Raw genomic sequence first — 26,045 nt, 5'->3', positions numbered from 1 at the left:
CTCGTCCATGACCAAGATGGACGGCCTGCTGTTCAATCCGAACACCTACGATCCGGAGCGGTTCGACGCCGAGACCCGCCGGTTGCTGCGTGCGACCATCGATTTCTTCGAGGGCCAGGGCAAGAAGCGGCTGCTGGACGACGACCTCAAGGCGGTGTGGCCGGGCGACTTCGTCGACTTCGTCAAGCGCGAGGGTCTCTTCGCGACGTTCCTCACGCCGTCGGAGTTCGCCGCAGGCGACGAGAACAAGCGATGGGATGCCGCGCGCAACGCTGCGCTGTCGGAGATCCTCGGGTTCTACGGGCTGACCTACTGGTACACCGAGCAGGTCACCATCCTGGGTCTCGGGCCGATCTGGCAGAGCGAGAACAAGGACGCCAAGCTCAAGGCCGCCGACGATCTCGCGGCCGGCGAGGTGATGGCGTTCGGGCTGTCCGAGCGCGAGCACGGCGCCGACGTCTACAACACCGACATGGTCCTCACACCGGCAAGCGAGGAGGACGTCGCCAACGGCATCCTCTACCGGGCGACGGGGGAGAAGTACTACATCGGCAACGGCAATGTGGCGAGCATGGTTTCGGTGTTCGGCCGGCGCGGCGACGTCGGTGAGGCGGACGCTGGGGAAGGGTATGTGTTCTTCGTCGCCGACAGCCGTCACGAGAACTACCACCTGGTCGACAACGTCGTGCACATGCAGATCTACGTATCGACGTTCCGGCTGGAGAACTATCCGGTGCGCGCCGAGGACATCCTGCATACCGGCGTGGAAGCCTTTGCGGCGGCGCTGAACACGGTCAACATCGGCAAGTTCAATTTGTGCACGTGTTCCATCGGCATGGTCGAACACGCCTTCTACGAGGCGATCACCCACGCGCAGAATCGGATCCTGTACGGCAACCCGGTGACCGACTTCGCCCACGTGCGGGCCAATTTCGTCGACTCGTATGCGCGGATAGTGGCGATGAAACTGTTCAGCCAGCGCTCGGTCGACTACCTGCGCAGCGCGAGCCTCGACGATCGGCGCTACCTGTTGTTCAATCCCGTGACCAAGGCCAAGGTCACGATGGAGGGCGAGAACGTCGTGCGGGCGCTCCACGATGTCGTCGCCGCCAAGGGGTATGAGAAGAACACGATGTTCCGCGAGGTGGCGCAGCTCATCGGGGCACTGCCCCGTCTGGAAGGCACCGTTCACGTCAACGTCGGTCTCGTGTTGAAGTTCATGCCGAACTACATGCTCAATCCGGCCCAGTATCCGGAGATTCCGAGCCGCAACGATCCCGCCGACGACGTTTTCTTCTGGAAGCAGGGTCCGACGCGCGGTGCGGGGAAAGTTCAGTTCGCCGACTGGACGCCGGCTTACGAACGGCACCTGACCATCCCCAACGTCGCGCGTTTCTACGAGCAGGCGCAGGCCTTCAGGGAGTTCCTCTTCACCGCCGCTCCAGATGCCGGCCAACAGAAGGATCTGGACTTCCTGCTCAACGTGGGCCACCTCTTCTCGCTGATCGTCTACGGCCAGCTGATTCTCGAGCAGGCGGCGCTGACGGGCATGGACTCGGATATGGCAGACATCGTCGACCAGATCTTCGACTTCCAGGTACGCGACTTCAGTGCGTACGCGGTTGCCCTGCATGGTAAGTCGAGCTCGACGCAGGCTCAGCAGGACTGGGCGCTCGGCGCGGTCCGCAAACCGGTGTCGGATACCGAACGCTTCGGCAGGGTGTGGGAACGGGTGAAGGCCTACGACGGCGCCTACGAGATGCGGCCGTAGACCAGCGGCCCGACCGCAGCGGCAGAGGTCATTTCGCACTCCGTTGTTTCGTCAGCACCAATTTCGCGAACGGGATATGCATCGGTTCGGGTGCCGCAGCCAACCGCTCGACGATGCCGGCCTCGAGGCGGTCGAAGAATTCCGGTGACCGAGCATCTTCGCGGCCGTCGGCCAGTGCGGTCGCCAACGTCGGGAAGACCGATGCCCGCACGAAGCCTGCCCAGAGCGCGCCGAAAGCGGTTGCGTCGTGGTCGACTTGGTATTGCGTGAAAAACCTGTCCTCGGCGTCGAACACCTCGAGATGTTCGATCGCCAGGCGCTCCAAGCGGCCGGACGGGGCGAACGGCGCCCGGAAGTCGGACTCGCGCCTGCCGACGGTCGGCAGGCACATCCGACGTACTTCGTCCTCGGTCAGCAGGCCGGCGGCGGCCAACTCGTCGAGCCCGTCGACGAGGGCGTCGAGCAGTGGCCGGTAACCGAAGCCGCCGTCCTCGTCGAGGGCCATGGTCAAGATGACCAGCTGTCCGCCGGGACACAGCTCGCGACCTCGGAACGCGACGAACTCGTGCCAGTCGTGTGCGGCCTGCTTCTCGTACGCGGCACGCACGCCCTCGTCGGCGCTGTAGGTCACCTGCACGTGATCGGGCACCGGCGCGGGCACCCGGCGGAGCCACTGAATCGCCCACGACGACCAGCCGAGGTGGACGCTGTTGGACGGGATGATCTGGCTGTAGAACGACCTTCCCACGGCGGAGGCGAACGTCGCCGCGTCCTTGTGCAGGTAGGTGTCGGGGTCCTCGGCCAGCGTCTCGAACATCACGGTGAAGTTGTTTTCGGGCACGTCTGTGTGCACGACGAGGATCGAATGCTCGGGCCGAATCCGGTTGCGCAGCACGGGTAGCGCAGCCGAAATGGGGGCAAGCGAGTTGTGTCCGGTTGATGCGCCGTAGTCGGCGATCACCACAGGCTGCGGTGACCGTGGCAACGGCACGGTGTCGGCTGCGCGTTCGAAAAGCTCTATCGCCGGACGCAATCCGGCGGCCTGGAGCCGAGAGCTGACGGTGAATTTCTCGCTGTCCATCGGCTCGGGTCGAACGACCACGCTCGACTCGGGCACCGCCGACGGCTTCTCGGGCATGCGACCACGGTAGTAGTCTTGCCGGTCGCCGCGTGACAGACTGCGCGAATGGCTGGCGGACGCACGGCGCCCAAAATCTTCATCGTCGCGGCGGTGCTGACGCTGGCCGTAGCCATTGTCGGCCTCATCGTCACCCTGGTGCTCAACGCGTTCATCTTCGACGAGTACGACGCCTACGGCGAGGTGCCGATCCCCGGCTCGAGCAGCCTGCATCTGCCTGCGGGCGAAGCGACCGTCAGTTTCCACACCCAGACCGTCGGCAGTCCGAGTGGAGGCGGCCTACCGGTGCCGTCCCTTGGGTTGACAATGACTCCCCCCGAGGGCATTCCGCAACCGAAGGTCGACGAGAACTGGGGCACGACGACGTCGATCAACAACGATGTCCACATCAGGGTGTGGACGGTGCAGATCCCGGCGGACGGCACCTACGACATCAGCACCGACGGCCAGGTGAACGGCTACCTCAACCCGCAACTGGCATTCGGCAAGGATTCGTCGAACGCCACGCTGGCGTGGGTGTTCGGCGGCGTGCTCGTCCTCGGGTTGATCGAGTTGACGGCGGCGATCATCTATGCGGTGAGAAGCGGCAAGCGCCCATCGCCGGCGACCCCGGTCGGCGCGACGTTCAGCGTCGGCGACCTGCACGAGGTGAGGGACCCCTACACCCCGACCGACGACGGCATCCGCATCGAGGCGCTCAAGAATCTGGCCGCGTTACGGGACTCCGGCGCGTTGACCGAGGACGAGTTCGAGGCCGAGAAGCGCCGAATCCTCGACGGCTAGCTGTCCTTCCTTCTCCCGCGGGCCCACCCGCTCGCGAAGGAAGATCAGTGGCCTCGTGCGACCCATTCGTCGTAGTGGACGATCTCGTCGCCGATGGTGGTGGAGTCGCCGTGGCCGGTGTAGACGACGGTTTCGCCAGGTAGCTTGCCGAGCCTGCCGGCGATCGACTCGAGGATCGTCGGGAAGTCGGAGTACGACCTGCCCGTCGCGCCAGGTCCGCCCTCGAACAACGTGTCCCCGCTGAACACGCCGCCCAACTCGGGCGCATACCAGCAGACCGAGCCGGGCGAATGGCCCGGCGTGTGCAGGGCGCGGATCTCGGTTCCTGCGACGCGCAGCTTCTCGCTGTCGCCGACCGAGCGGAACTCCCTGTCGGGGTGCGTCATTCGCCACAGCACGTCGTCGGCCGGATGCAGCAGCACCGGCGCGTCGAGCGCGTCGCCGAGTTCCGGCGCCACCGTCACGTGGTCGTTGTGGCCGTGGGTGCACACCACAGCGACCACATTGCGGCCGCCGACGGCGTTGACGATCGGCCCGGCGTCGTGTGCCGCGTCGAACACCACCACCTCGTTCTCGTCGCCAACGATCCAGATGTTGTTGTCGACTTCCCAGCTGCCGCCGTCGAGTTCGAAGGTGCCGTGGGTGACAATGCGCTGAATCGGTCCGCCGTTCATTTGAACACCACCACCGAGCGCAGCACCTCGCCTGCGTGCATCTTGTGGAAGGCGTCCTCGATGTCGTCGAGTCCGATGCGTTCGGAGACGAACTTCTCCAGCGGCAGCCTGCCCTGCAGATACAGGCTGATCAGCGTGGGGAAGTCGCGCTCGGGCAGGCAGTCGCCGTACCACGACGATTTCAGCGAACCGCCGCGGGAGAAGAAGTCCACCAGCGGCATCTCGAGCTCCATGTCGGGCGTCGGAACACCCACCAGCACAACGGTTCCCGCCAGATCGCGGGCGTAGAACGCCTGCTTCCAGGTTTCGGGTCTGCCGACAGCGTCGATCACGACGTCGGCACCGTTGCCGTCGGTGAGGTCCTGGATCGTCGCGACCGGATCGAGTTCGCGCGCGTTGATCGTGTGCGTGGCACCGAACTGACGCGCCCAGTCAAGTTTCTTGTTGTCCGTGTCTACCGCGATGATCCGCTTGGCACCGACCAACGCCGCTCCGGCGATCGCGGCGTCGCCCACACCACCGCAGCCGATCACCGCGACGGTGTCGTCGCGGTTGACCGCACCGGTGTTGATCGCCGCGCCGATACCGGCCATCACCCCGCAGCCCAGCAGCCCGGCGACGGCCGGGTCGGCAGCGGGATCGACTTTCGTGCACTGGCCTTCGTGTACCAGCGTCTTGTCGACGAAGGCCCCGATGCCCAAAGCCGGGGTCAGCTCGGTGCCGTCGGTCAGCGTCATCTTCTGCTCGGCGTTGAAGGTGTCGAAGCACAAGTGCGGGCGGCCGCGCTTGCATGCCCGGCACTGCCCGCACACCGCGCGCCAGTTGAGGATCACGAAATCGCCGGGCTCCACATTCGTGACACCGGCCCCGACGGATTCGACCGTGCCTGCCGCCTCGTGGCCCAGCAGGAACGGGTACTCGTCGTTGATGCCGCCCTCGCGGTAGGTCAGATCGGTGTGGCAGACGCCGCAGGCTTGGATATCGACCACCACCTCGGCTGGACCAGGATCGGGAATGACCACATCGGTCACCTCGACCGGTTCGCCCTTCTTTCTCGAGATCACTCCGCGCACTGTTTGACCCATGAGTCAAACCTTAGCGGGCAGCGTCGGCGGCCCGATAGTGCAAGCCTGTAACCATGACGGCCACTCCGGTGCTGTATCTCAGCCATGGCGCCCCGCCACTCGTCGACGACGAGCTGTGGGTGTCGCAGCTCGCAGCCTGGGCAGGGGAGCTGCCTGCTCCGAAAGCGATCCTCGTCATCTCCGCTCACTGGGAGGCCGCACCTCTGACCATCGGCTCGACCACCGTCGAGACGCCGTTGACCTACGACTTCTGGGGGTTTCCGGACCGCTACTACGCCGTCACCTACGACGCTCCTGGTGCGCCGGCACTGGCCACGACCGCCGAGGCAGGTCGTCGACGGCTATTGGATGGGCCTGGCGAAGCGGTCGATCCAACTGGTGTGATGGAGAGGCGATGGACACCCTGATCGACTACCTCAGCGAGGCCCGCACCGCCCACCGGCGCAACGACTGGGCGGCCAGCTACGCCGCATTCGTGCGAGCCGACGGCCTCGGGCCGATGCCGACTGACGACCTGGACGCCTACAGCGTCGCCGCCTGGCGGCTCGGCCACGGAAGCGAGGCGGTCCGCCTGGCAGCGCGTACGTTCGACCGGTTGATACGCACCGATCCCCCCGCCGCGGCGATGGAGGCGGCCGTGCTCGCTCTTCTGTGGCATGCCCGCGACCACCTGGTGGTGTCGCGACTGTGGGCGGACCGGGCCAGGGCACTGCTCGTGGACGCAACAGCCGGCGGAACGCACGGTTATCTGGCCTACCTCGACTCCGCGGCCGCGGTCGCCGCCGGTGACGCCGCCGCGCTGGCCCGCGCCTCGACCGTGTTGCGGGAAGCGGCCTCGAGCACCGGTGATGCGACGCTGGCCACGCTCATGCGGGTCGTCGACGGAGTCGCCGCGCTGCTGGAGTCGCGCGCCGCCGACGGGTACCGGCTTCTCGACGACGCGCTGGTTCCGATGCTCGACGAACGACTTCCGCTCGAATGGGCCGGCGACGTCTACCGTTTGGTGCTGCGACCGGGCAGACACGTCGATGCGCGGCATCGCGAGGCGTGGACCGAGTCGATGCGGCGGTGGGTGGTCGTCACCGGAGTGGTCATGGCCGACACGTGACGGCGGCGACAGAGCTGACCGAGGGCGACCCGGCTGAGCTCGGCGCCCAGCATGCCTCGATGCGCGACCGGCTGCCCGCAGTCCGGGTCCTCGGCGAGTGCTGCGGCACCGACGCCCGCCATGTGGCCGCGATCGTCTCGGCATGGACGGCGAACTAGGCTCCCTTCGGTGTCTGCACTCGACGTCATCGCCGACTGGCCGGTTTCCAATGTGGCCGCGGCGGTGGTCAATCCCGCCGGCGTCGTCGCCGAGCACGGTGACCTCGGGCACCGGTTCGCGCTGGCGTCGGTGACCAAGCCACTGGCGGCGCGCGCCGTGCAGATCGCGATCGAAGAGGGTGTCGTCGAACTCAACACGCCCGCGGGTCCGCCCGATTCGACGATTCGACACCTGCTGGCCCACGCGTCGGGCTACTCGATGCACGACGATCAAGTCATGTCGCCGCCGGGCAAACGGCGAATCTACTCCAACTACGGGTTCGGCGTGGCCGCGGAGGCGGTCGGGAAGGAAGCCGACATCGAATTCGGCCGATATCTGGCCGAGGCTGTCTTCGAGCCGCTCGGAATGGCCTCCAGCGACCTCGAGGGCGGTGCCGAGGCGGCCGGTTACGGCGGCACGTCGACGGTCGCCGATCTCGGGGCCTTCGCCGCTGAACTGCTACGACCGTCGCTGGTGTCGGCGGAAATGCACGACTCGGCCGTCGAGGTGCAGTTTCCGGGCCTCGACGGCGTTTTGCCGGGCTTCGGCGTGCAGCGGCCCAACGACTGGGGCCTGGGTTTCGAGATCCGCGGCGCCAAATCGCCGCACTGGACCGGGTCGACCAACTCCGGTCGCACCTACGGGCATTTCGGCCAGTCGGGGACGTTCATCTGGGTCGACCCCCGCCGTGACCTGGGCCTTGTTGTGCTGGCCGACCGGAATTTCGGCGACTGGGCCTACGAGCGCTGGCCGGCGCTGTCGGATGCGGTGATCGCCGAATTCGACAGCTAACAGGACTGGGACTAGCGCAACAGGGGCCTCACAAGGCACAATAGACACGTACGACACAACTGCAGCTCATTTCAACCACCAGGTCGTTGGGGAAGACGTCCCTCGTGGAGCCGAAGGAGCAGCAGATGCGTGCGTCGAACCAATTCGCCGACTCGACGATGGGCGTGGTTTACATCCACGCCTCACCAGCGGCCGTGTGCCCGCATGTCGAATGGGCGTTGTCGTCGACCCTGAGGTCGAGGGCCAATCTGACCTGGACACCCCAGCCGGCGATGCCCGGACAATTGCGCGCCGTCACCAACTGGGTCGGCCCGGTCGGCGCGGGCGGGCAGCTCGCCAACGCGCTGCGTTCCTGGTCGGTGCTGCGATTCGAGGTCACCGAAGATCCGAGCAACGGAGTCGACGGCCAGCGCTTCTGCCACACACCGCAGCTCGGGTTGTGGAGCGGAACGATGAGCGCCAACGGCGATGTGATGGTCGGCGAAATGCGGCTGCGCTCGTTGATGTCATCAGGCGCCGACATGCTCGCCGCCGAACTGGACTCGGTGCTGGGCACCGCATGGGACGAAGCCCTCGAGCCGTATCGCAGCGGCGGCGATACGGGCGATGTCTCTTGGCTCAATCGAGGCGTCGGCTAGCCCCACGGTCGCTCGCCAATGTGCGGTTTCGGACGCGGTGTCGGCGAGCCGCGTCCGTAGGCGCACAGTCGGGCTACAAGACGGTCGGCCGCAGAATCTTCAGCGCTCCGCTGACCGCCGACACCTCGACGGGCAGCGGGCAGACGAACTCGCCGTCGGCGTAGGCGTTGATGCCGGGGGAGTCGACGGTGACCGTCTTCGCCTGTGCGGTGCGGACCTCGTCGAGGTCGACGTGGGTGCCCTTGAAAACGGTGGGGAACAGGCGGATCAACTTCGTCCGCGAGGCGGAGGCCACCATGGTCACGTCGAGCAGTCCGTCGGTGGGGTCGGCGTTGGGGCAGATTTTCATGCCGCCGCCGTAGCTCTTGGTGTTGCCGAAGGCGGCCAGCGTCAACGCTGTTTCGAGTTGGTCGCCGTCGAACGACAAGCGGAACGGCAACAGTCGCAGCTTGGACAGTTCTGCGACCATCGCCACGTTGTAGCGCATCCTGCCGTGCGGCCAGCGCATCCTGTTCGTTCGGTCGGTGACAAGCGAATCGAAACCCGCGGCCATCACGGTGCCGAACCATCGGTCGGTGCCGTCGGCGCCCACGATGTGGCCGAGGTCGACCGTTTCGGCCCTACCATCGACGACTACGTCGGCTGCCGCTTCCGGATCCCCTGTCGGAATACGGAATTCGCGGGCATGGTCGTTGCCGGTGCCCGCTGGGATGATGGCGAGCGGAATGTCGGTCTGCGCGAGCACCTGCAGCGCGAGCGAGATGATGCCGTCGCCGCCGACGACGACAAGCGCATCCATTCCGCGCTCGAGCGCGCCGTCGACGAGGCGCCGCGCGTGCTCGGCGTCCGTGCCCGCTATCGCGACGACGTCGAAACCCCGTTTGTGCAACTGGGCGACCGCGCGTTCTGCCGCATGCGGCGCGCTGCCGTGCCCTGACGCAGGGTTGGTCAGCATCGTGACACGGCCGACAGCCTTTTCGCTCCTCGCGTGCGCGGCACTCACGGAATCAGCTTGCCCGGGTTGAGGATTCCGACCGGGTCAAGTGCAGCCTTGACGGCCCGCAGCACCTGCACGCCGAGATCGCCGACCTCATCGCGCATCCACGGCCGGTGATCGGCGCCGACCGCGTGATGGTGGGTGATGGTGGCGCCGGTCCGCACCATCGCATCCGATGCGGCGGCCTTCGCCTTGCGCCACTGCTCGATCGCGTTACCGCGCTGCCCCGCGACGACGGTGAAGTACAGCGACGCTCCCGTGGGATACACATGCGAAATGTGGCACAGCACAAGGGCCGGCGTGCCGGTTTCGGCCAGCGCGGTGGTCAGGGCCTCGGTGACCGCGGCCTTCACCGTGGGGACGTTCGACCAGTTGGTGGCCGTCTCGAGCGTCTCGCACAGCGCGCCGGCCGACAGCAGCGAGTCACGCAGATACGGCGCGTTGAAGCGGCCGTGCTCCCACGCTTTCGCAGGCCCCTCGCCCAGCGAGGTGGCGCCCTTCGCCTCCATCAATCGCCGAGTTTCGGCGTGCCTGCTCTCGACGTGGTCCTCGGTGCCCTCGAAAACGGTGATCGCCAGGCATCCGCCGGTGACGCTGTTCTCGCCGATGTTCTCGGTGGTCGCCAGGTTCACTCCGGTTTCGGCTTCATCGGACAGTCGCAGCACGGTCGGGCCGGTGCCTGTCTGAGTGACCGCGCGCAGAGCCTCTGCGCCGGTGGCGAAGTCGGGAAACGACCAAGCCTCGTAACGGCTGGCGGCGGGCGTCGGATGAACCTTGACGCGGACGCGGGTGATGACGCCGAACACGCCTTCGGAACCGATCAGCAGCTGGCGCAGATCAGGCCCCGCGGCGGACTCCGGTGCCCGGCCGAGGTCGAGAACCCCTGCGGGTGTGACCGCGCGGAGTCCGCGCACCATGTCGTTGAACCTCCCGTAGCCCGCCGAGTCCTGACCCGACGATCTGGTTGCGGCGAATCCGCCGATCGTCGCGAACTGAAAGCTCTGCGGAAAGTGCCCGAGCGAGTAACCACGCTCGCCGAGCAGCCGTTCGGCCTCCGGACCCGTGACGCCCGCCCCGAGGTCAGCCTCGCCGGACACCTCGTCGAGGAAGTGCAGTTCATTCAGCCTGCGTAGGTCAAGCGAGATGACGGCCTTGAACTGCCCTCGCAGCGGATCGAGGCCGCCCACGACACTGGTGCCACCCCCGAAGGGAACGACGGCGATGCTGCGCTGCCCGCACACCCGGAGGACGGCGGCGACATCGTCTTCCGAGGCGGGCAACACCACGGCGTCGGGGGCGTCCTGCACGCCGGGATCACGGCGCCTCAGCAGATCGAGAGTCGATTTGCCGCCCGCCCGAAGCAATCTGGCTTCGTCGTCGACGCCGCAGTTCTCCGCGCCGACGATGTCGGCCAGCGCGTCGCGGTCGGCGGCCGACAGTGCCGACGGCCGCAGCTTGACCTGCTCGGGCCTCAGTTCGGGAAGCGGGGAATCTCCGACGCCGAGCGCTTGCTCCAGCAGGGTCCGAATCCCGTCGGAGAGCGGCTTGGCCTGATCCGGGTCACCCCATGCATCCCACTTCATCATGCGTTACAGTATTACATATGCTGTCAATCAGTAACGATGCATCGCCGGACCTCGGGGACCGGATCCTCGATGCGGCCGCGAGTTGCGTGCTGGCTTACGGCGTCGACCGAGTGACGCTGGCCGAAATCGCCCGCCGGGCCGGAGTGAGCAGGCCGACCATCTACCGCCGCTGGCCCGACACCCGCGCGCTGCTGGCCGCGCTGCTGACCTCGCGGATCATCCGCGTGCTGCGCGAGGTGCCCTCGCGTGGTGGCGGACGCGAAGCGCTGGTCGAGCGGATCGTCGGCGTCGCCGAACGGCTACGGCACGACGAGGTCGTCATGTCGGTGTTCCACACCGCCCCTGAACTGGCCATGGTCTACATCGCCGAACGCCTCGGCACCAGCCAGCAGATCCTCATCGAGGCGGTGGCCTCCGAACTGAAGGCCGCCCAGCGCGACGGCAGCGTGCGCGCGGGCGACCCGCGCCAACTCGCCGCGATGTGCCTGTTGATCACCCAGTCGACCATCCAGTCCGCACAAATCGTGGCACCGATCCTGAATGCCGACGCACTCGCCGTCGAACTCGCCCACTCATTGAACGGATACCTCCGACCATGACGAACTCGGCCGCCCTTAACGCCTCTCGCCGCAGTCGCGAGTTGGCCGCGCTCGCCGACGGGCCCGGCTCCTCGCGTGCGCCTCAGTCGCTCGATGTCCTCGTCATCGGGGGCGGCATCACCGGAACGGGCATCGCCCTTGACGCCGCCTCGCGCGGGTTGACCGTGGCGCTGGTGGAAAAGCAGGACTTGGCGTTCGGGACGAGCCGGTGGAGTTCCAAGCTCGTGCACGGCGGCCTGCGGTATCTGGCAACCGGCAACATCGGAATCGCCAGGCGCAGCGCCGTCGAACGCGGACTTCTCATGACGCGCACCGCGCCGCATCTCGTCAGCGCCATGCCGCAGTTGGTTCCGCTGCTGCCTGCGATGGGCACCCCTGAGCGGGCGCTGGTGCGGGCCGGGTTCATGGCAGGGGATGGCCTGCGCCGACTGGCGGGTACCCGGTCGTCGACGCTGCCCCGGTCGCGTCGCATCTCCGCCGATCGGGTCGTCGACATGGCGCCAACCGTTCGGCGCGACGGTCTCTCCGGCGGGCTGTTGGCCTACGACGGCCAGCTGATCGACGACGCCCGCCTGGTCGCCGCCGTGGCGAGGACGGCTGCCCAGCACGGTGCACGGATTCTGACCCGGGTGGCCGCCTCGGAGGCGACCGGCACGTCCGTGCGCCTGACCGACCAGCTGACGGGGGAGTCGTTCGACGTGGCCGCGCGCGCGGTGATCAACGCCAGCGGGGTGTGGGCTGGCGAGGTCGAGCCGTCGATCAGCTTGCGGCCCAGCCGCGGTACCCATCTTGTGTTCGATGCCAAGGCGTTCGGCAATCCGACTGCGGCGCTTACGATTCCAATTCCCGGCGAGCTCAACCGATTTGTCTTCGCCATGCCCGAACAATTGGGCCGGATCTACCTCGGCCTGACCGACGAGGACGCGCCGGGCCCGATACCCGACGTTCCCGAGCCGACCTCGGAGGAGATCGGATTCCTCTTGGACACCGTCAACACGGCCTTGGACACGAAGCTCGGCCGCGACGACGTCATCGGCGCCTACGCGGGGCTGCGGCCGTTGATAGACACAGGCTCGGGGCGCACGGCGGATGTGTCGCGCGACCACGCCGTCGTCGAGTCGCCGTCGGGCGTGATCAGCGTGATCGGCGGCAAGCTGACCGAATACCGGTACATGGCCGAGGATGTGCTCGACAAGGCAGTCGAGTTGCGCGGTCTACGGGCCGACCAGTGCCGGACCAGGAACCTGCCGCTCGTCGGGGCACCTTCGAATCCGGTTGCGACCCTGCGCGTTCCCACCAACCTGCCGTCGTCGCTCGTCGCCCGGTTCGGAGCCGAGGCGCCGAATGTCATCGCCAAGGCCACCTGCGAGCGACCCACCGATCCGGTGGCCGAGGGCGTCGACGTGATCCGGGCCGAGTTCGAGTATGCGGTGACGCATGAGGGCGCGATGACCGTCGACGACATCGTCGACCGCCGCACCCGCATAGGTCTGGTCGACTCCGACCGCGACACGGTGCTGACTGTGGCGGAGGAACTGCTCGCGAAAGGGGTGCGATGAGTCTTGCCCACGGTCGCGCCGAAGTGACCGAATTGCGCGGCTAGGCGTGGTGTTCGAGGATTACGGATATCTGGACTGGCCATCAGATGAGGCGTATGGCGTCGATGGTCGCAGCGCTGGTGATCGACACCCGAAGCGCCGACCCGATCATGCTCACGAACCTGTTCACCGCGAGCAGCCAGCGTTAACCGGCTGTCCGAGCTGTGCGGGGCCGAGCCGAGGGCGGAGAACTTCGTGAACTGGCTACCCACAGCCGAGGGTCTGGAGATTCTTTTCGCGCCTTATCAATTCGGCATAGCGCTGCCCGAGACCAAGACCGTGGCCTGGGCAGCGCTCGCCGATCTGCTCGCGCCCGCGATGGGCAGGCATCGCGCAAGCCTGACTCGCTACGACGCCATCGCGTCGAAGAGCCGTGCGATCTCGGTGGGTGCCACATCAACCTCGCACTGCGCCCGCAAGTTTCGCAGCGGACTTGCGATGCGCTGCAGATCGGCCCATTCCGTCGGATGAGCCACGAAGTAGTTGCGGATCGCGGCCTCGGCGTTGCCACCCGCACCACCCGCATTTGTGATCGCGTCGTTCGCACCGGGATGGCTGGACAGGTACGCGGCTGTAGCTCCAGAAACCTGGCTGACCGCGGTGTTCAGGCCGGCGGCATCACACGGGGGTGCAGCGGATGCCGTCGGCATTGCGACCGCGCCGGTCAGTCCCGCCAGCGCTCCGGCGGCAGCTACGCCGACGATCCCACGGCGCATCGTCATTCCAGAAATTCGCATACCTCAACTCCTCTGTCAGGGCCCTGTCGATGTCCCCCAACTCAATGGGCCGCTACCCACAGTACGGAATGCGAGATCCTCAGAGGTCCGAAACGACTAGAGGTTACAGCGGGATGTTCTTGTGCCGTCCGCGGCGGGCCGGCGCCTCGGCCAGTGCCTGGGTCAACTTGCTGCGGGTGTGCGCAGGGTCGATTTTCTCGTCGACCACACCGATCTCGATGGCGGAGTCGACCCCGCCCGCGATGCGCTCGTGCTCGGCGGCGAGCTCCTCGTGCAGCGCCTCGCGCTCGTCTTCGGGCGCGGCGGCCAGCTTTTTCTTGTGCAGAATGCCGACGGCGGCCTTGGCGCCCATCACCGCGACCTCGGCGTCCGGCCATGCGAACACCTTCGTCGCGTTCAGCGAGCGCGAGTTCATCGCGATGTAGGCACCGCCGTAGATCTTGCGGGTGACCAGCGTGACTCGGGGAACAGTCGCCTCACCGAAGGCGTGCAGCAGCTTGGCGCCGCGGCGCACCACGCCGCCCCACTCCTGGTCGACACCGGGGAGGTAGCCGGGCACGTCGACCACGACGATCAGCGGAATGCCGAACGCGTCGCACAGCCGCACGAAACGTGCTGCCTTCTCGGCGCTCTCAGAGTTCAAGCAGCCGCCGAGCCGGAGCGGGTTGTTGGCGAGCAGGCCGACGGTCCGCCCGGACAGTCTGCCGAGGCCGATCACCATCGACGGCGCCCACTTCGCCTGGAACTCCTCGAAGGGAGCGTCGGCGTCCAGCAGCGCCTCGACGAGCGGGTGCACGTCATAGGCGCGGCGGGGCGACTCGGGCAGAAGAGCGTGCAGGTCGGTGTCGCCCGCTTCGGCCTTCGTGCGGTCGAAATGACCCTGCTGGCAGAACAATCCGACCAGCCGACGGCCACGCGCGTACGCGTCGAGTTCGTCGTCCGCGACGATGTGACACACGCCGGACTTCTTGTGGTGGGTATCGGGGCCACCCAGCGACGCCATGTCGACGTCCTCGCCGGTGACGCTGCGCACGATGTCGGGCCCGGTGACGAAGACCCGGCTGTCGGGAGCCATCACGATGACGTCGGTCAGGGCGGGCCCGTAAGCCGCGCCACCCGCGGCGAATCCGACGACGACTGAGATCTGCGGGATGTAGCCCGACGCCCGGATCATCGCCTCGAACACCAGACCGACCGCGTGCAGCGCCTTGACGCCCTCGGCGAGCCGCGCACCGCCGGAGTGCCAGATCCCGACGATCGGGCTTTGTTCCTCGATGGCGGTGTCGTATGCGTTGACGATGTGGGCGCAGCCTTCGACGCCCATCGCGCCGCCCATGACGGTGCCGTCGGTGCAGAACGCGACGGTGCGCATGCCGTTGACGGTGCCTGCCGCGGCGAGCACGCCGGAGCGGTCCCGCTCATGCAGGAGCTCGAGGGCGCAGTCGTCGTCGAAGAACGTCTTGAGGCGCAGAAGCGGGTCGCGGGGATCGGTTGATTCGCCGACTGCTTCGGGGGCCGTGATTGTCATCGAAACCTCCTGATACGGCCGGATTATCGGGGCGCGCAGTACCTTTAGTACTTCCCGAAGGCGAGCGCCACGTTGTGCCCACCGAATCCGAACGAGTTGTTGATCGCGTAGTTGTAGTTGCCGGGTCTCGGCGAGCCGGACACGACGTCGAGGTCGATGTCCGGGTCCAGATTCTTCAGGTTCAGCGTCGGCGGGATGACGCCGTTCTTCAGTGCCAGCACCGTCAGGATCGATTCGACGGCACCTACCGCGCCTACCGAGTGGCCGAGCGCGGACTTGGGTGCGTACACCGCAGGCTTGTGCCCGCCCATCGTGTTGTTGATCGCCTGACCCTCGGCCACGTCGCCGACGCTGGTGCCGGTGGCGTGCGCGTTGATGTGGTCGATGTCGGTGGGCTTGAGTCCCGCGAGCTGGATGGCCCGCGTCATCGCATGGCCGGCCTGCTCACCGTTGGGGTCGGGCGCCACGATGTGGAAGCCGTCCGAGGTGATGCTGGCACCCATCAACCGTGCCAAGATGGTGGCGCCGCGCGCCTTTGCGTGCTCCTCGGTCTCGATGACGATGAGCGCACCCGCCTCGCCGAACACGAACCCGTTGCGGTCCTTGTCGAACGGGCGGCATGCCCCGGCCGGATCATCGTTGGTGGTGGACAACACGATTCGCATCTGAGCGAATCCTGCGATCGGCACCGCCTCGATCTTCGTCTCGACGCCGCCGCAGATCGCCATGTCGGCCTCGCCGAGCACGATGTTGCGCCACGCGTGTGCAATGCCTTCTGAGCCGGAGGCGCAGGCCGAGACGGGGGTGATGACCCCGGCCCTCGCCTTGCGCTCCAAACCGACTGCGGCTGCCGCCGCGTTGGGCATGTACATCTGGACCGCGAGCGGCGAAACCGCGCGCAGGCCCTTCTGCCGCATGCCGTCATAGGCGAAGAGGAGTTCCTCGCTGGAACCCATACCGGTGCCGATCGACACCATCAGCCGCTTCGGATCCACCTCCGGGTCGCCCGCGTCCTTCCAGACCCGCCGGCTCAACACCGTCGACATCCTCTGCAGATACGACAGCCTCCGGAGCTCGATACGCGTCAGCTCGTCCTCGAAGTCCTCGAGGAGATGCCCACCGATGCGCACGGGGAGGTCGTACTCCTCGACGAAGGGATCGTCGAGTTTACGGATGCCGCTGTGCCCGTCGAGCAGCTTCTGCCACGTGGTTGTCGCATCGGTCGCCAGGGCAGTCGTCATGGCAACGCCTGTGACGACAACATTGGGGAGTCCGCTCCCCGTAGCCAACCCTGTCATTTCGCCGAGATCGTTCCTTTCCCCCCGAACACTCAGTACTTGCCGAAGGCAAGTGCCACGTTGTGTCCGCCGAATCCGAATGAGTTGTTGATCGCGTACTTGTAGTCGCCGTACCGCGGCTCGCCCGCGACGACATCCAAATCGATCTCAGGATCCGGAGTTTCGTAATTCAGTGTCGGCGGGATGACGCCGTCGCGCAGCGACAGCACGGTCAGCACCGACTCGAGCGCACCCACTGCCCCGATGGAGTGGCCGAGCGCCGACTTGGGCGCGTACACCGCGGAGTCTGCGCATCCGGCGACGCGGATAGCGTTGGCCTCCGCGACGTCACCGATCGAAGTTGCCGTGGCGTGCGCATTGATGTGGTCGATGTCCTTGGGTTCAAGGCCCGCGAGCTCCATCGCCCGCGACATCGCCCGGCCGGCGCGCATGCCGTCGGAAGCCGGAGCCACCATGTGGAAGGCGTCGGACGTGATGCCTGCACCCATCAATCGTGCCAGGATGGTGGCGCCGCGCGCCTTGGCGTGCTCCTCGGTCTCGATGACCATGAGCGCACCCGCTTCACCGAACACGAACCCGTCGCGATCCTTGTCGAACGGGCGAGAAGCCGCTTCCGGATCCTCGTTACGAGTCGACATGGCACGCATCATCGAGAACGCTGCGATCGGCAGCGCCTCGATGCCGCCCTCGACACCGCCGCAGACGGCGATGTCGGCGTCACCCATCACGATCTGCCGCCACGCGTGCGCGATGGCCTCCGAGCCCGACGAACACGCCGAGACGGGGGTCATGACGCCGGCACGGGCACCGAGCTGCAAGCCGATGACCGCTGCGGCACCGTTCGGCATGATCATCTGGACGGCGAGTGGCGACACCTTGCGGGGGCCGCCCTCGTTCATCAGGTCATAGGTTTCGACGATCTTCTCGCCGCCACCCAGACCGGTGCCGACCACGACCGCGAACCGGTCCGGATCCACCTCAGGGTTACCCGCGGCATCCCAGACCTGACCACCGATGAGCTTGGCCATCCGCTGGACGTACGACATGCGTCGCAGGTCCAGTCGACCCATGTGGTCGTCGACGGCCTCCTTGAGGTGGCCGCCGATCCGCACGGGAAGGTCCCATTTGGTAACGAATTCGTCCTCGAGGACGCGGATGCCGCTCTCGCCTGCCAACAAGCCCTTCCACGTGCTCTCGATGTCAGGCGCGATCGACGTCGTCGCCGTGACGGCGGTTACCACAACACTGGGGAACCCGCCGTTAGCAGTGGAAGGCCTGGTCACGCGCGATCCGCTTCGATCTGCTGGCGCAGCGCGGCGGCGGCCTCGGGGTTCTCTTCCTCGAGCTTCTGGATGTAGGAGACGACGTCACCGACGGTGCGCAGACCGGCGAGGTCCTCGTCGGGGATCTTCACGCCGTACTTGTCCTCGGTCTGCACGGCGATCTCCACCATCGACAGCGAGTCGATGTCCAGGTCGTCGACGAACGACTTCTCCGGGGTGACCTCCGACGGCTCGATACCGGTGACTTCTTCGATGATCTCGGCGAGACCGGCGATGATTTCTTCCTGAGTGGCGGGCACAATGGCTCCTTCTATTCGTTGTGTACTGCGATTTACGTGTTATGCGGTTGTACAGACCTCGGCGGCGCCGATGGTCATACCTCTAGAGCTCGGATAGCCCGTCCAGGTCGGCGGGGGCTTTGACGGCGTGCGTCGGTACCCCTTTGAGTTCGCGCTTGGCGATCCCGGCGAGCGTCCCTGCGGGCGGGAACTCGACGATCGCGGTCACGTTGGATTGCCGGAGCGTCTCCGTGCAGAGATCCCAGCGCACCGGCCGGGTCAGCTGGGCGACCAGTTTGGTCATGGCGTCGGCGGACGAGGTGACCGGCTTGCCGTCGGCGTTGGACAGCAAGGTGGCGGCCGGCTCAGCGGTGGCGACCTTTGAAACCGCGGCGGCGTAGCCGTCAGTGGCCGAAGCCATGTAATGCGTGTGGAACGCGCCCGCGGTGGCAAGGGGCCGCACGCGCGCCTTGGCGGGCGGATCTTCGGCCAGCTTGCTCAGCGCGGCCAGGCTGCCCGCCGCCACGATTTGGCCGGCCGCGTTGCGGTTCGCCGGCACCAGGTCCAGGGCTTCGAGGCGGCTGAGCACGTCGGCCTCGTCGCCGCCGAGCACAGCGGACATGCCGGTGGGCTCGGTTGCACAGGCCTTGGCCATCTCGGCGCCGCGGGTAGCCGCGAGCGCTACCGCGTCGTCGCTGGAGATGACGCCCGCGATGGCGTACGCGGCGATCTCACCGACTGAGTGGCCTGCTGCGATGAAGTCGCGTCCAGCGAGCAGACCACGCTTGGTCAGTTCCTCCCACGCCAGCAGGGTTGCCGCAACGACGAGGGGCTGTGTCACCGAGGTATCGGTGATCTCCTCAGCCGTCGCGGTGGTGCCGAGGCGTGCGAGGTCAAGGCCGCTGGCCTGCGACCAGGTGGAGATGCGGTCAGCCGCGCCCGGCAACTCAAGCCATGAGGCGAGCATGCCGGGAGTCTGCGATCCCTGTCCGGGAGCAAGCAATGCGAGCACTGTTTAAGGAAACACTGAGGGAACGTCTCCGCGCGGTGTAAGAGAATATGAACCTCGTCTTATCTTTTTGTGGAGACCCAACAAAACAGCATGTGATGCGACTCCATCGATATGGAGCTGCAATCTGTTACCCTGCCCGGTTCCGCCCCGCGGCCGCCCCCGGGAGCTTCGCTATGGGTGCTGCGGACATGTTCGACGTGCTCGAATGCTGTGCTTGGCGCGTCAACCGCCCAACCGTCGACGCCACCCGCAGGACATAAGCGTCACGAGGGGTGGTTGCGTCCCGGCCGGTGAAGTCGGCGATGCGCTTCAAGCGATAGCGCACGGTGTTTGGATGAACGAACAGTTTGCGCGCACAGGCCTCGATCGCGCCTCCGGAGTCCAGATAGGCGTCCAACGTCTCGGTCAACGCCGGCCCCGCGTCCGCCAGCGGTCGCATGACCTCGGTCTCCAGCGCCGCAATCGCCGACACATCGCCGAGCAGCGCACGCTCGGGCAGAAGTTCACGTGCGGCAACGGGCCGCGGCGCACCGGTCCAGCCTGCGACGGCGTTCATACCGGCGATCGCCTCCGTGGCGCTCCAATGCGCTGACGACAGCGTCGGTGCGGTCGGCCCGATGATCACCGGAGCATCGGCGAAGACGGTCAACAATTCGGCCAGGAACCGATCGGTCAGGCTGAGGGGGCCCGACACGATCGTCACCAACCAGGTGCCGTGCACGTCGGATAGCGCCGCGCGGCCGTTCCTGCTGGCTACGTCATGCACATCATCGCTGGCCAGGTCGATTCGAGCGGACTGCGGGATCCCCACGATGACGGTCGCGGGCGCGGTGGCGTCCCAGTTCAGCGCGGCCGCCTGGGACTGCAGCTCCGGCCCGGTGTCGCCGCGCACCACGGCGTCGACGAGGTTGGCCTCCATCCGGGTGTCCCAGGCGCCGCGGGCCTCGGCCTGGTCGGCGTAGGCGGTCGCGGCGGCGAACGCAAGGTCGCGGCTGTATCGCAGGATGCCGGCCGTCAACGCCGTCAACTGTTCCTCGGAGCGGGCCAGAAGCGGCACCACTTCCTCGAAGAACTCCATGGTGACCCGCACCATCTCCACCGACTGGCGCAGCGCGATACGCCTGCGCAGGTCGTGCGGCACCACCTCGAAGGCCTGCGCGGTGTATCCGACGTCGCCGTTCGGGTTGCGCATCCATTCCACGAAGTTGACCACCGCGGTCTGCACCACCAGCTGGACACTGGACCGCTGCGAGGCCTCGAGCTCGGCGAAGAACGGCAGCCGCTCCTCGAGGGCGTGCACGGCCTGGGTCGCCAGCCGCCCCGAATACTGGCTCAACCTGCGCAACACCGATTCGGGCACGGTGTCGAGCACCTCCAGCGTGGAGGCGGGCGGAACAAATCGGTTGTCGGGCACCCCTAAAAGCTACGCCATATTTCTGGCAGAACTCTCCAAAGGCGCCGATCGCTAGGCCACGCCCGGGTCCGAGGTCTGCTCCGGCGCCGCGAGCACGTCGTCGATCTCGTACTTGTTGGCCGCGTCGATGGCGACCGCCTGGTCGATTTCACCGTCGGCGGCCAACGCCTCCAGGACACCGACGACGACCGATTCGGCGTCGGTGTTGTAGTAACGCCTCGCCGCGGGCCGGGTGTCGGAGAACCCGAACCCGTCGGTGCCCAGCGTCAGGTAGGTGTTGGGCACCCACGGCCGGATCTGCTCGGGCACCGCGCGCATCCAGTCCGACACCGCCACCACGGGTCCGCGGGTATCGGCCAGGACCTGGCTCAGGTAGGGCACCCGGGCGGGGCGGTCCGGGTGACGAAGTTTCTCCTTCTCGATCTCCACGCCCTCGCGGTTGAGTTCACCCCAGCTGGTCACCGACCACACGTCCGCCGCCACGTCCCACTCCTCGGCCAACAGGTCGGCGGCGCGCAGCGCCTCCGGCATCGCCACTCCCGACACGAGGATGTGCGCCTGCTTGGCCTTCTGCTCGGGTGCCTTCCGGTAGCGGTACATGCCGCGCAACAGGCCCTCGACGTCCACCCCCTCGGGTTCGGCGGGCTGCTTGTAGGGCTCGTTGTAGATGGTGATGTAGAAGTAGACGTTCTCCGGGTCCTCGCCGAACATGCGGGCCAGCCCGCTCTCGACGATGTAGGCGATCTCGTAGGCGAACGCCGGGTCATAAGCCACCACAGCGGGATTGGTGGCCGCCAGCAACAGCGAATGGCCGTCGGCGTGTTGCAGTCCCTCGCCGACCAGGGTGGTGCGGCCGGCCGTGGCGCCGAGCACGAAGCCGCGCGCCATTTGGTCGGCGGCCGCCCACAACCCGTCGCCGGTGCGCTGGAAACCGAACATCGAATAGAAGATGTAGAGCGGAATCATCGGCTCGTTGTGGGTGGCATAGGAGGTGCCCGCCGCGGTGAACGTCGCCGTCGACCCGGCCTCGTTGATTCCCTCGTGCAGGATCTGGCCGATTTCGCTTTCCTTGTACGCCAACATCAATTCGGCGTCCACCGCCGTGTAGAGCTGCCCGTTGCGGTTGTAGATCTTCAGGCTGGGAAACCACGAATCCATGCCGAACGTGCGGGCCTCGTCGGGGATGATCGGCACGATGCGGGGGCCGATCTCCTTGTCGCGCAACAGTTCCTTGAAGGTGCGCACCATGGCCATCGTGGTGGCCACCTCCTGGTTGCCAGAACCTTTCCTCAGCGCCTTGTAGACGTCGCGGCTCGGCAGCGTCAGGGCCTTGCTCTTCGTCCGGCGTTCCGGGACGAAGCCGCCCAGCGTCCGCCGGCGATCGAGCATGTAACGGATCTCGGGCGCATCGGGACCGGGGTGGTAGTAGGGCGGCAGGTACGGGTTCTTCTCGATCTCCTCGTCAGTGATCGGGATGCGGATTGCGTCGCGGAACTGCTTGAGGTCTTCCAGCGCAAGCTTTTTCATTTGGTGCGTTGCGTTGCGGCCCTGGAAGTGGGCGCCCAGCGAGTAGCCCTTGATGGTCTTGGCCAGGATCACCGTCGGCTGGCCCTTGTGCTCGGTGGCCGCGCGGTAGGCGGCATACACCTTGCGGTAGTCGTGGCCGCCGCGCTTGAGGTTCCAGATCTCGGTGTCGCTCATCTTGTCCACCAGCGCCTTTGTGCGGGGGTCGCGGCCGAAGAAGTGGTCGCGAACGTAGGCGCCGTCGTTGGCCTTGTAGGTCTGGTAGTCGCCGTCAGGTGTGGTGTTCATCAGGTTGACCAGCGCGCCGTCGCGGTCGGCGTGCAGCAGCGCATCCCACTCGCGGCCCCACACCACCTTGATGACGTTCCAGCCGGCGCCGCGGAAGAACGACTCGAGCTCCTGGATGATCTTGCCATTGCCGCGAACGGGGCCGTCCAGGCGCTGCAGGTTGCAGTTGATCACGAAGGTCAGGTTGTCCAGCGCCTCGTTGGCGGCCACCTGGATCAGGCCGCGGCTCTCCGGCTCGTCCATTTCGCCGTCGCCGAGGAACGCCCACACATGCTGGTCGGAGGTGTCGGTGATACCGCGGTCGTGCAGGTAGTGGTTGAACCTGGCCTGGAAGATGGCGTTCATCGGGCCCAGGCCCATCGACACGGTCGGAAACTCCCAGAAATCCGGCATGAGGCGCGGATGCGGGTACGACGGCAGGCCGCCACCGGGGTGGCTGTGCTCCTGGCGGAAGCCATCCAGCTGGTCCGCGGTTAGCCGGCCCTCGAGGAATGCACGGGCATAGATTCCGGGCGAGGCGTGGCCCTGGATGTAGACCTGGTCGCCACCGCCGGGATGGGATTTGCCGCGGAAGAAGTGGTTGAAGCCGACCTCATACAACGCCGCCGACGAGGCATATGTCGAAATATGGCCGCCGACACCGACTCCGGGGCGCTGCGCGCGGTGCACCATGATCGCGGCGTTCCACCGGATCCAGGCGCGGTAGCGGCGCTCGATCTCCTCGTCGCCGGGAAACCACGGCTCCAGCTCGGTCGGGATCGTGTTGACGTAGTCGGTCGAGGTGAGCGACGGGATGGCCACCCGTTGTTCGCCGGCGCGCTCGAGCAGCCGCAGCATCAGGTAGCGCGCACGCGCGGGACCCTGCCGTTCCAGCAACTGATCGAAGGACTCGAGCCACTCCGTGGTCTCTTCGGGATCGATATCGGGCAGGTAGGAGGCAACGCCGTCGCGGATCACGCGTACCCGGTCGGGTTCGGCTGCGGTGCCAGAGTTTTGGGCCAGGTCCTGGCGCGCGAACTCGGTGGTCAACTTCGACTCCTCGGTAGGAGGTACAGGCCTTGAGACAACCTCTATCGTCCTCCCATCGTGCCCCACATGCACCGCCGGTGGTGGCTAGTGGAATGAACCGTCCGGCGGCCCCCGAACCGGTACCGTCTGAAGACTGTGCCGATGGGAGGGCTGACCAGGTCACCGCAGTTGCGGATCGTGGCGCCGGTGGTGGGCAGCCTCGCCGGTATCGCCATGATCATCGTCGGGTGCACATCGGTCACCGGAGGCTCAGCCAGGGTGAACGCCGGCGAGGCGCCCGTGTACCGGGCATCGGTGTCGGCGTCGGCGGAGGAGTCGGCCGCCTCGTCGCGCGCAAAGGAGTCCAAGCGCCGCGAGTCGATGACCGTCGAGGCCGTCCACGCCGCGTGTGAGGCGTTGGCCTCCAGCAGCGTGGATTCGATCGCTGCCGTCAACGACTTCGTCGCAGCGTTCAACGCAAGTGCCCCAGATGCGCCGTCCAAGGCCGGGCCCGCCGTCGAATCGCTCAACCGCAGCGCCGACATGGTCGCCGCGAGCGTCAGCGATCCGCTGACGCCGGAGCTGCGCGACGCGCTGAACAGGTGGGTTGACGCCGCCCGGGGTGTCGCCAACGCGATAGCGGGCAACTCCGGACCCGACGAGTTCAACCCGGCGGTGTCGACGTTGAACGACGTCAACACGACCGCCCTGGGGCTGTGCGACGCGGCTTTTCGATGAACCTTTCAGCGCCCAGCGTCACCGACAGTCCGGGTCGTGCGACGATAGGACGAATTAACGAGCAGCGTGAAGGAGGACCGACGGTGGTCGCGGCGGAGGACGCCCCGAACTACGCCCAACGACTGGGCATCCAAAAAGATCAGGTTGTGCAGGAACTGGGCTGGGACGACGACGTCGACGACGACATCCGGGCCGATGTCGAAGACGCGTGCGGCGGTGAGCTGCTCGACGAGGATGCCGATGAGGTCGTCGACGTGGTGCTGCTGTGGTGGCGCAACGACGACGGCGACCTTGTCGACAGGCTCATGGACGCCATCACGCCGCTGGCCGATGACGGCTTGATCTGGGTGTTGACGCCCAAGACGGGTAAGCCGGGGCATGTGATGCCCGCCGAAATCGCCGAATCGGCGCCCACGGCAGGGTTGATGCAGACGTCTTCGGCGAACCTCGGCGACTGGAGTGCCAGCCGTCTGGTTCAGCCGAAATCCAAGGCGGCGGGGCGGCACTAGTGCTCGAACCCGGCGCCGAGGCGCCCGATTTCACGCTGAAGGACCAGAACGGGCAAGCGGTCAGCCTCAGCGGGTTCCGCGGCGAAAAGAACGTATTGCTTGTCTTCTTCCCGCTCGCGTTCACCGGGATTTGCCAGGGGGAGTTGGACGAGATCCGCGATAATCTGCCCCGCTACGAGAACGACGACACGGCCACGTTGGCGGTTTCAGTGGGACCGCCGTCGACACACAAGGTTTGGGCCACCCAGAGCGGCTTCACGTTTCCCGTGCTCGCCGACTTCTGGCCGCACGGGGCGGTGGCGCAGGCCTACGGTGTGTTCAACTGCGACGCCGGTTTCGCCAACCGCGGCACATTCGTCATCGACCGATCCGGGATCATCCGGTTCGCCGAGATGAAGCAGCCAGGGGAGGCGCGCGATCAGGCGGTCTGGACTGATGCGCTGGCGGCGTTGACCCCATAGGCCGCGGCCAACAGTCAGATTTCCAGGTTCGCCGATCCACCCGGTAGCCTCCCAGCGACGGGCGCGTAGCTCAGTGGTAGAGCTCTGGTTTTACACACCAGCGGTCGGCGGTTCGATACCGTCCGCGCCCACTAGTTTCTCGGTAGGTTTCCATCCATGTCCGATACTGACGAAATTCTCGACGCCCTCACCAGCAGCGGCAAGGTCATTAGTAACGAATTCGGCTACGCGTTGCGAACGTGGACGCGCAGTTGGCAAATGACCGTTTACACCGTGAGTGCAGAGAACGGCCGCATCCGCTCGTTCTCTTGGATCTATCGCAACCTGGTCGGGCATCTGACCGAGAGGGGCGATGACGCCAGCCCGAAGATCACGGGTGTCGTCGCTTCAATCTCGAACATCGGCGCAGTTCAACTCGAGACAAGGTTCGCCAAGCCTGCTGACTCCGCTGTGGGGTATCGGATTCTCACCGCGGACTTAGGAGCCGGTGAACCCCTTTTCGTCGACACATCAGCGGATCACCCAGGAGGCGGTGCGGATCCCGACAGGTTCATCAACAATCTGCTCGAGTCCATCCAAGGGACAGCCACCACCTAACCCGCAGGCGGTGCGAAGAACTCGAGCGCGATGCCGTCGGGGTCGCGGAAGCTCAGCCCGGAGCCGTAGTGGGCGTCGACGATGCCGCCGTGTTCGACGCCGAGTTCATTCAGCTTGGCCTGCCACGTCTCGAGCTCCGCACGGTCCGCGCAGCCGAAGCCGACATGGTCGAGGCCGGCCTGGAACTCGCTGAATCGTCCACCTTCCAGCGACCGGTCGTGCTGGTGGATACCGAACAGCGTGCCGTTGTCGAGCGCCCATACTTTGTGGTGGTAGCCGTTGTCGGTGTGCTCGTCGAGCACCGGGGCAGCGCCGAGCAGCGCCTCGTACCAGGGTCCGCTTGCGTCGACGTCACGAACGGTCACCGCGACGTGATTGAGTGCCGCCATTGGTTCCTCACTTC

The 26,045-nt window shown here is 66.5% G+C and carries 26 protein-coding genes, 1 tRNA gene and 1 pseudogene; 14 read left to right on the top strand and 14 right to left on the bottom strand.

What is annotated here, in order from left to right; all coding sequences use genetic code 11:
• Positions 1 to 7: 7 nt before the first annotated feature.
• Positions 8 to 1,771 carry an acyl-CoA dehydrogenase family protein gene (locus C6A82_RS16590; RefSeq protein ID WP_105347852.1) on the top strand — a complete coding sequence of 588 codons (1,764 nt, stop codon included), beginning with the start codon at positions 8 to 10 and terminating at the stop codon, positions 1,769 to 1,771.
• A gap of 28 nt (positions 1,772 to 1,799) precedes the next feature.
• Here the strand turns inward: C6A82_RS16590 and C6A82_RS16585 are convergent, their stop codons facing one another.
• Positions 1,800 to 2,909, bottom strand: a complete 1,110-nt coding sequence (locus tag C6A82_RS16585; RefSeq protein ID WP_396836189.1) for an SAM-dependent methyltransferase — start codon at positions 2,907 to 2,909, stop codon at positions 1,800 to 1,802.
• 48 nt (positions 2,910 to 2,957) lie between these two features.
• On the opposite strand from C6A82_RS16585, the gene C6A82_RS16580 reads away from it, so the two are divergent.
• Positions 2,958 to 3,692 carry an SHOCT domain-containing protein gene (locus C6A82_RS16580; protein ID WP_105347854.1) on the top strand — a complete coding sequence of 245 codons (735 nt, stop codon included), beginning with the start codon at positions 2,958 to 2,960 and terminating at the stop codon, positions 3,690 to 3,692.
• Positions 3,693 to 3,736: 44 nt separating this feature from the next.
• Here the strand turns inward: C6A82_RS16580 and C6A82_RS16575 are convergent, their stop codons facing one another.
• Together C6A82_RS16575 and C6A82_RS16570 are read right to left on the bottom strand one after the other, a co-directional pair.
• On the bottom strand, positions 3,737 to 4,366 hold the full coding sequence (locus C6A82_RS16575) for an MBL fold metallo-hydrolase (RefSeq protein WP_105347855.1): 630 nt from the start codon (positions 4,364 to 4,366) through the stop codon (positions 3,737 to 3,739).
• Positions 4,363 to 5,451 (bottom strand): S-(hydroxymethyl)mycothiol dehydrogenase, encoded by a 1,089-nt coding sequence (locus tag C6A82_RS16570; protein ID WP_105347857.1) that lies wholly within the window; start codon positions 5,449 to 5,451, stop codon positions 4,363 to 4,365. The genes C6A82_RS16575 and C6A82_RS16570 overlap by 4 nt, the downstream gene beginning before the upstream one ends.
• Before the next feature lie 53 nt (positions 5,452 to 5,504).
• On the opposite strand from C6A82_RS16570, the pseudogene C6A82_RS16565 reads away from it, so the two are divergent.
• The 5 genes and pseudogenes from C6A82_RS16565 to C6A82_RS16545 all read left to right on the top strand — a co-directional run.
• A pseudogene (locus C6A82_RS16565) lies at positions 5,505 to 5,777 on the top strand (dioxygenase); the annotation flags it as partial.
• Positions 5,778 to 5,845: 68 nt separating this feature from the next.
• A complete protein-coding gene (locus C6A82_RS16560) occupies positions 5,846 to 6,559 on the top strand; it encodes a chemotaxis protein CheY (protein ID WP_105347858.1) in 714 nt (237 codons plus the stop codon).
• Positions 6,556 to 6,717 carry a hypothetical protein gene (locus tag C6A82_RS16555; RefSeq protein ID WP_199193911.1) on the top strand — a complete coding sequence of 54 codons (162 nt, stop codon included), beginning with the start codon at positions 6,556 to 6,558 and terminating at the stop codon, positions 6,715 to 6,717. Before C6A82_RS16560 ends, C6A82_RS16555 begins: the two co-directional genes overlap by 4 nt.
• A 10-nt stretch (positions 6,718 to 6,727) precedes the next feature.
• A complete protein-coding gene (locus C6A82_RS16550) occupies positions 6,728 to 7,549 on the top strand; it encodes a serine hydrolase (RefSeq protein ID WP_105347860.1) in 822 nt (273 codons plus the stop codon).
• A 125-nt stretch (positions 7,550 to 7,674) separates the two neighbouring features.
• A complete protein-coding gene (locus tag C6A82_RS16545; protein WP_105347868.1) occupies positions 7,675 to 8,187 on the top strand; it encodes a DUF3145 domain-containing protein in 513 nt (170 codons plus the stop codon).
• 73 nt (positions 8,188 to 8,260) lie between these two features.
• Here C6A82_RS16545 and C6A82_RS16540 read toward each other — a convergent pair whose 3' ends face one another.
• Both C6A82_RS16540 and C6A82_RS16535 read right to left on the bottom strand, forming a co-directional pair.
• Positions 8,261 to 9,190: a diacylglycerol kinase gene (locus C6A82_RS16540; RefSeq protein ID WP_255419263.1), complete on the bottom strand. Its 930-nt coding sequence runs from the start codon at positions 9,188 to 9,190 to the stop codon at positions 8,261 to 8,263.
• Positions 9,187 to 10,767 (bottom strand): FAD-binding oxidoreductase, encoded by a 1,581-nt coding sequence (locus C6A82_RS16535; RefSeq protein WP_311101898.1) that lies wholly within the window; start codon positions 10,765 to 10,767, stop codon positions 9,187 to 9,189. Before C6A82_RS16535 ends, C6A82_RS16540 begins: the two co-directional genes overlap by 4 nt.
• Positions 10,768 to 10,787: 20 nt before the next feature.
• Here C6A82_RS16535 and C6A82_RS16530 point away from each other — a divergent pair, with 20 nt between their 5' ends.
• The gene (locus C6A82_RS16530; RefSeq protein WP_105344894.1) at positions 10,788 to 11,369 is read left to right on the top strand and encodes a TetR/AcrR family transcriptional regulator; all 582 of its coding nucleotides are present in this window, start codon (positions 10,788 to 10,790) and stop codon (positions 11,367 to 11,369) included.
• The gene (locus C6A82_RS16525; protein ID WP_105344893.1) at positions 11,366 to 12,928 is read left to right on the top strand and encodes a glycerol-3-phosphate dehydrogenase/oxidase; all 1,563 of its coding nucleotides are present in this window, start codon (positions 11,366 to 11,368) and stop codon (positions 12,926 to 12,928) included. Before C6A82_RS16530 ends, C6A82_RS16525 begins: the two co-directional genes overlap by 4 nt.
• Positions 12,929 to 13,314: 386 nt before the next feature.
• Here C6A82_RS16525 and C6A82_RS16520 read toward each other — a convergent pair whose 3' ends face one another.
• The 8 genes from C6A82_RS16520 to aceE form a co-directional block, all read right to left on the bottom strand.
• On the bottom strand, positions 13,315 to 13,704 hold the full coding sequence (locus C6A82_RS16520) for a hemophore-related protein (RefSeq protein WP_105344891.1): 390 nt from the start codon (positions 13,702 to 13,704) through the stop codon (positions 13,315 to 13,317).
• A gap of 103 nt (positions 13,705 to 13,807) precedes the next feature.
• Positions 13,808 to 15,232: an acyl-CoA carboxylase subunit beta gene (locus C6A82_RS16515; protein WP_105344889.1), complete on the bottom strand. Its 1,425-nt coding sequence runs from the start codon at positions 15,230 to 15,232 to the stop codon at positions 13,808 to 13,810.
• 44 nt (positions 15,233 to 15,276) lie between these two features.
• Positions 15,277 to 16,530 carry a 3-oxoacyl-ACP synthase KasB gene (kasB, locus tag C6A82_RS16510; RefSeq protein WP_105344888.1) on the bottom strand — a complete coding sequence of 418 codons (1,254 nt, stop codon included), beginning with the start codon at positions 16,528 to 16,530 and terminating at the stop codon, positions 15,277 to 15,279.
• Positions 16,531 to 16,562: 32 nt separating this feature from the next.
• Positions 16,563 to 17,813: a 3-oxoacyl-ACP synthase KasA gene (gene kasA, locus C6A82_RS16505; protein WP_105344886.1), complete on the bottom strand. Its 1,251-nt coding sequence runs from the start codon at positions 17,811 to 17,813 to the stop codon at positions 16,563 to 16,565.
• Positions 17,810 to 18,112 (bottom strand): meromycolate extension acyl carrier protein AcpM, encoded by a 303-nt coding sequence (gene acpM / locus C6A82_RS16500; protein WP_105344884.1) that lies wholly within the window; start codon positions 18,110 to 18,112, stop codon positions 17,810 to 17,812. The genes kasA and acpM overlap by 4 nt, the downstream gene beginning before the upstream one ends.
• Before the next feature lie 82 nt (positions 18,113 to 18,194).
• Complete coding sequence (locus tag C6A82_RS16495) at positions 18,195 to 19,103, bottom strand: ACP S-malonyltransferase (protein WP_105344883.1); 909 nt, start codon at positions 19,101 to 19,103, stop codon at positions 18,195 to 18,197.
• Positions 19,104 to 19,230: 127 nt separating this feature from the next.
• The gene (locus tag C6A82_RS16490; protein WP_105344881.1) at positions 19,231 to 20,517 is read right to left on the bottom strand and encodes a CdaR family transcriptional regulator; all 1,287 of its coding nucleotides are present in this window, start codon (positions 20,515 to 20,517) and stop codon (positions 19,231 to 19,233) included.
• 51 nt (positions 20,518 to 20,568) lie between these two features.
• A complete protein-coding gene (aceE, locus tag C6A82_RS16485) occupies positions 20,569 to 23,358 on the bottom strand; it encodes a pyruvate dehydrogenase (acetyl-transferring), homodimeric type (protein WP_105344879.1) in 2,790 nt (929 codons plus the stop codon).
• Positions 23,359 to 23,499: 141 nt separating this feature from the next.
• Between aceE and C6A82_RS16480 the strand changes: the two genes are divergently transcribed.
• The 5 genes from C6A82_RS16480 to C6A82_RS16460 all read left to right on the top strand — a co-directional run bounded on the left by C6A82_RS16480 (position 23,500) and on the right by C6A82_RS16460 (position 25,642).
• Positions 23,500 to 24,075 (top strand): hypothetical protein, encoded by a 576-nt coding sequence (locus tag C6A82_RS16480; RefSeq protein ID WP_199193759.1) that lies wholly within the window; start codon positions 23,500 to 23,502, stop codon positions 24,073 to 24,075.
• 83 nt (positions 24,076 to 24,158) lie between these two features.
• Positions 24,159 to 24,584, top strand: a complete 426-nt coding sequence (locus C6A82_RS16475; protein ID WP_105344878.1) for a DUF3052 domain-containing protein — start codon at positions 24,159 to 24,161, stop codon at positions 24,582 to 24,584.
• Complete coding sequence (locus tag C6A82_RS16470) at positions 24,584 to 25,045, top strand: peroxiredoxin (RefSeq protein WP_105344876.1); 462 nt, start codon at positions 24,584 to 24,586, stop codon at positions 25,043 to 25,045. The genes C6A82_RS16475 and C6A82_RS16470 overlap by 1 nt, the downstream gene beginning before the upstream one ends.
• A gap of 59 nt (positions 25,046 to 25,104) precedes the next feature.
• Positions 25,105 to 25,176: transfer RNA gene (locus tag C6A82_RS16465), tRNA-Val, on the top strand.
• Between the two features lie 25 nt (positions 25,177 to 25,201).
• Positions 25,202 to 25,642, top strand: coding sequence for a hypothetical protein (locus C6A82_RS16460; RefSeq protein WP_105344874.1), 441 nt, complete (start codon positions 25,202 to 25,204; stop codon positions 25,640 to 25,642).
• Here C6A82_RS16460 and C6A82_RS16455 read toward each other — a convergent pair.
• A complete protein-coding gene (locus C6A82_RS16455; protein WP_105344873.1) occupies positions 25,639 to 26,031 on the bottom strand; it encodes a VOC family protein in 393 nt (130 codons plus the stop codon). The two genes, C6A82_RS16460 and C6A82_RS16455, sit on opposite strands and share 4 nt — an antisense overlap.
• Positions 26,032 to 26,045: the final 14 nt, after the last annotated feature.

The sequence above is a fragment of the Mycobacterium sp. ITM-2016-00318 genome (genome assembly GCF_002968285.2).
In the GTDB taxonomy this organism is placed as follows: domain Bacteria; phylum Actinomycetota; class Actinomycetes; order Mycobacteriales; family Mycobacteriaceae; genus Mycobacterium.
This window is presented reverse-complemented; position numbering and strand designations above follow the sequence as displayed.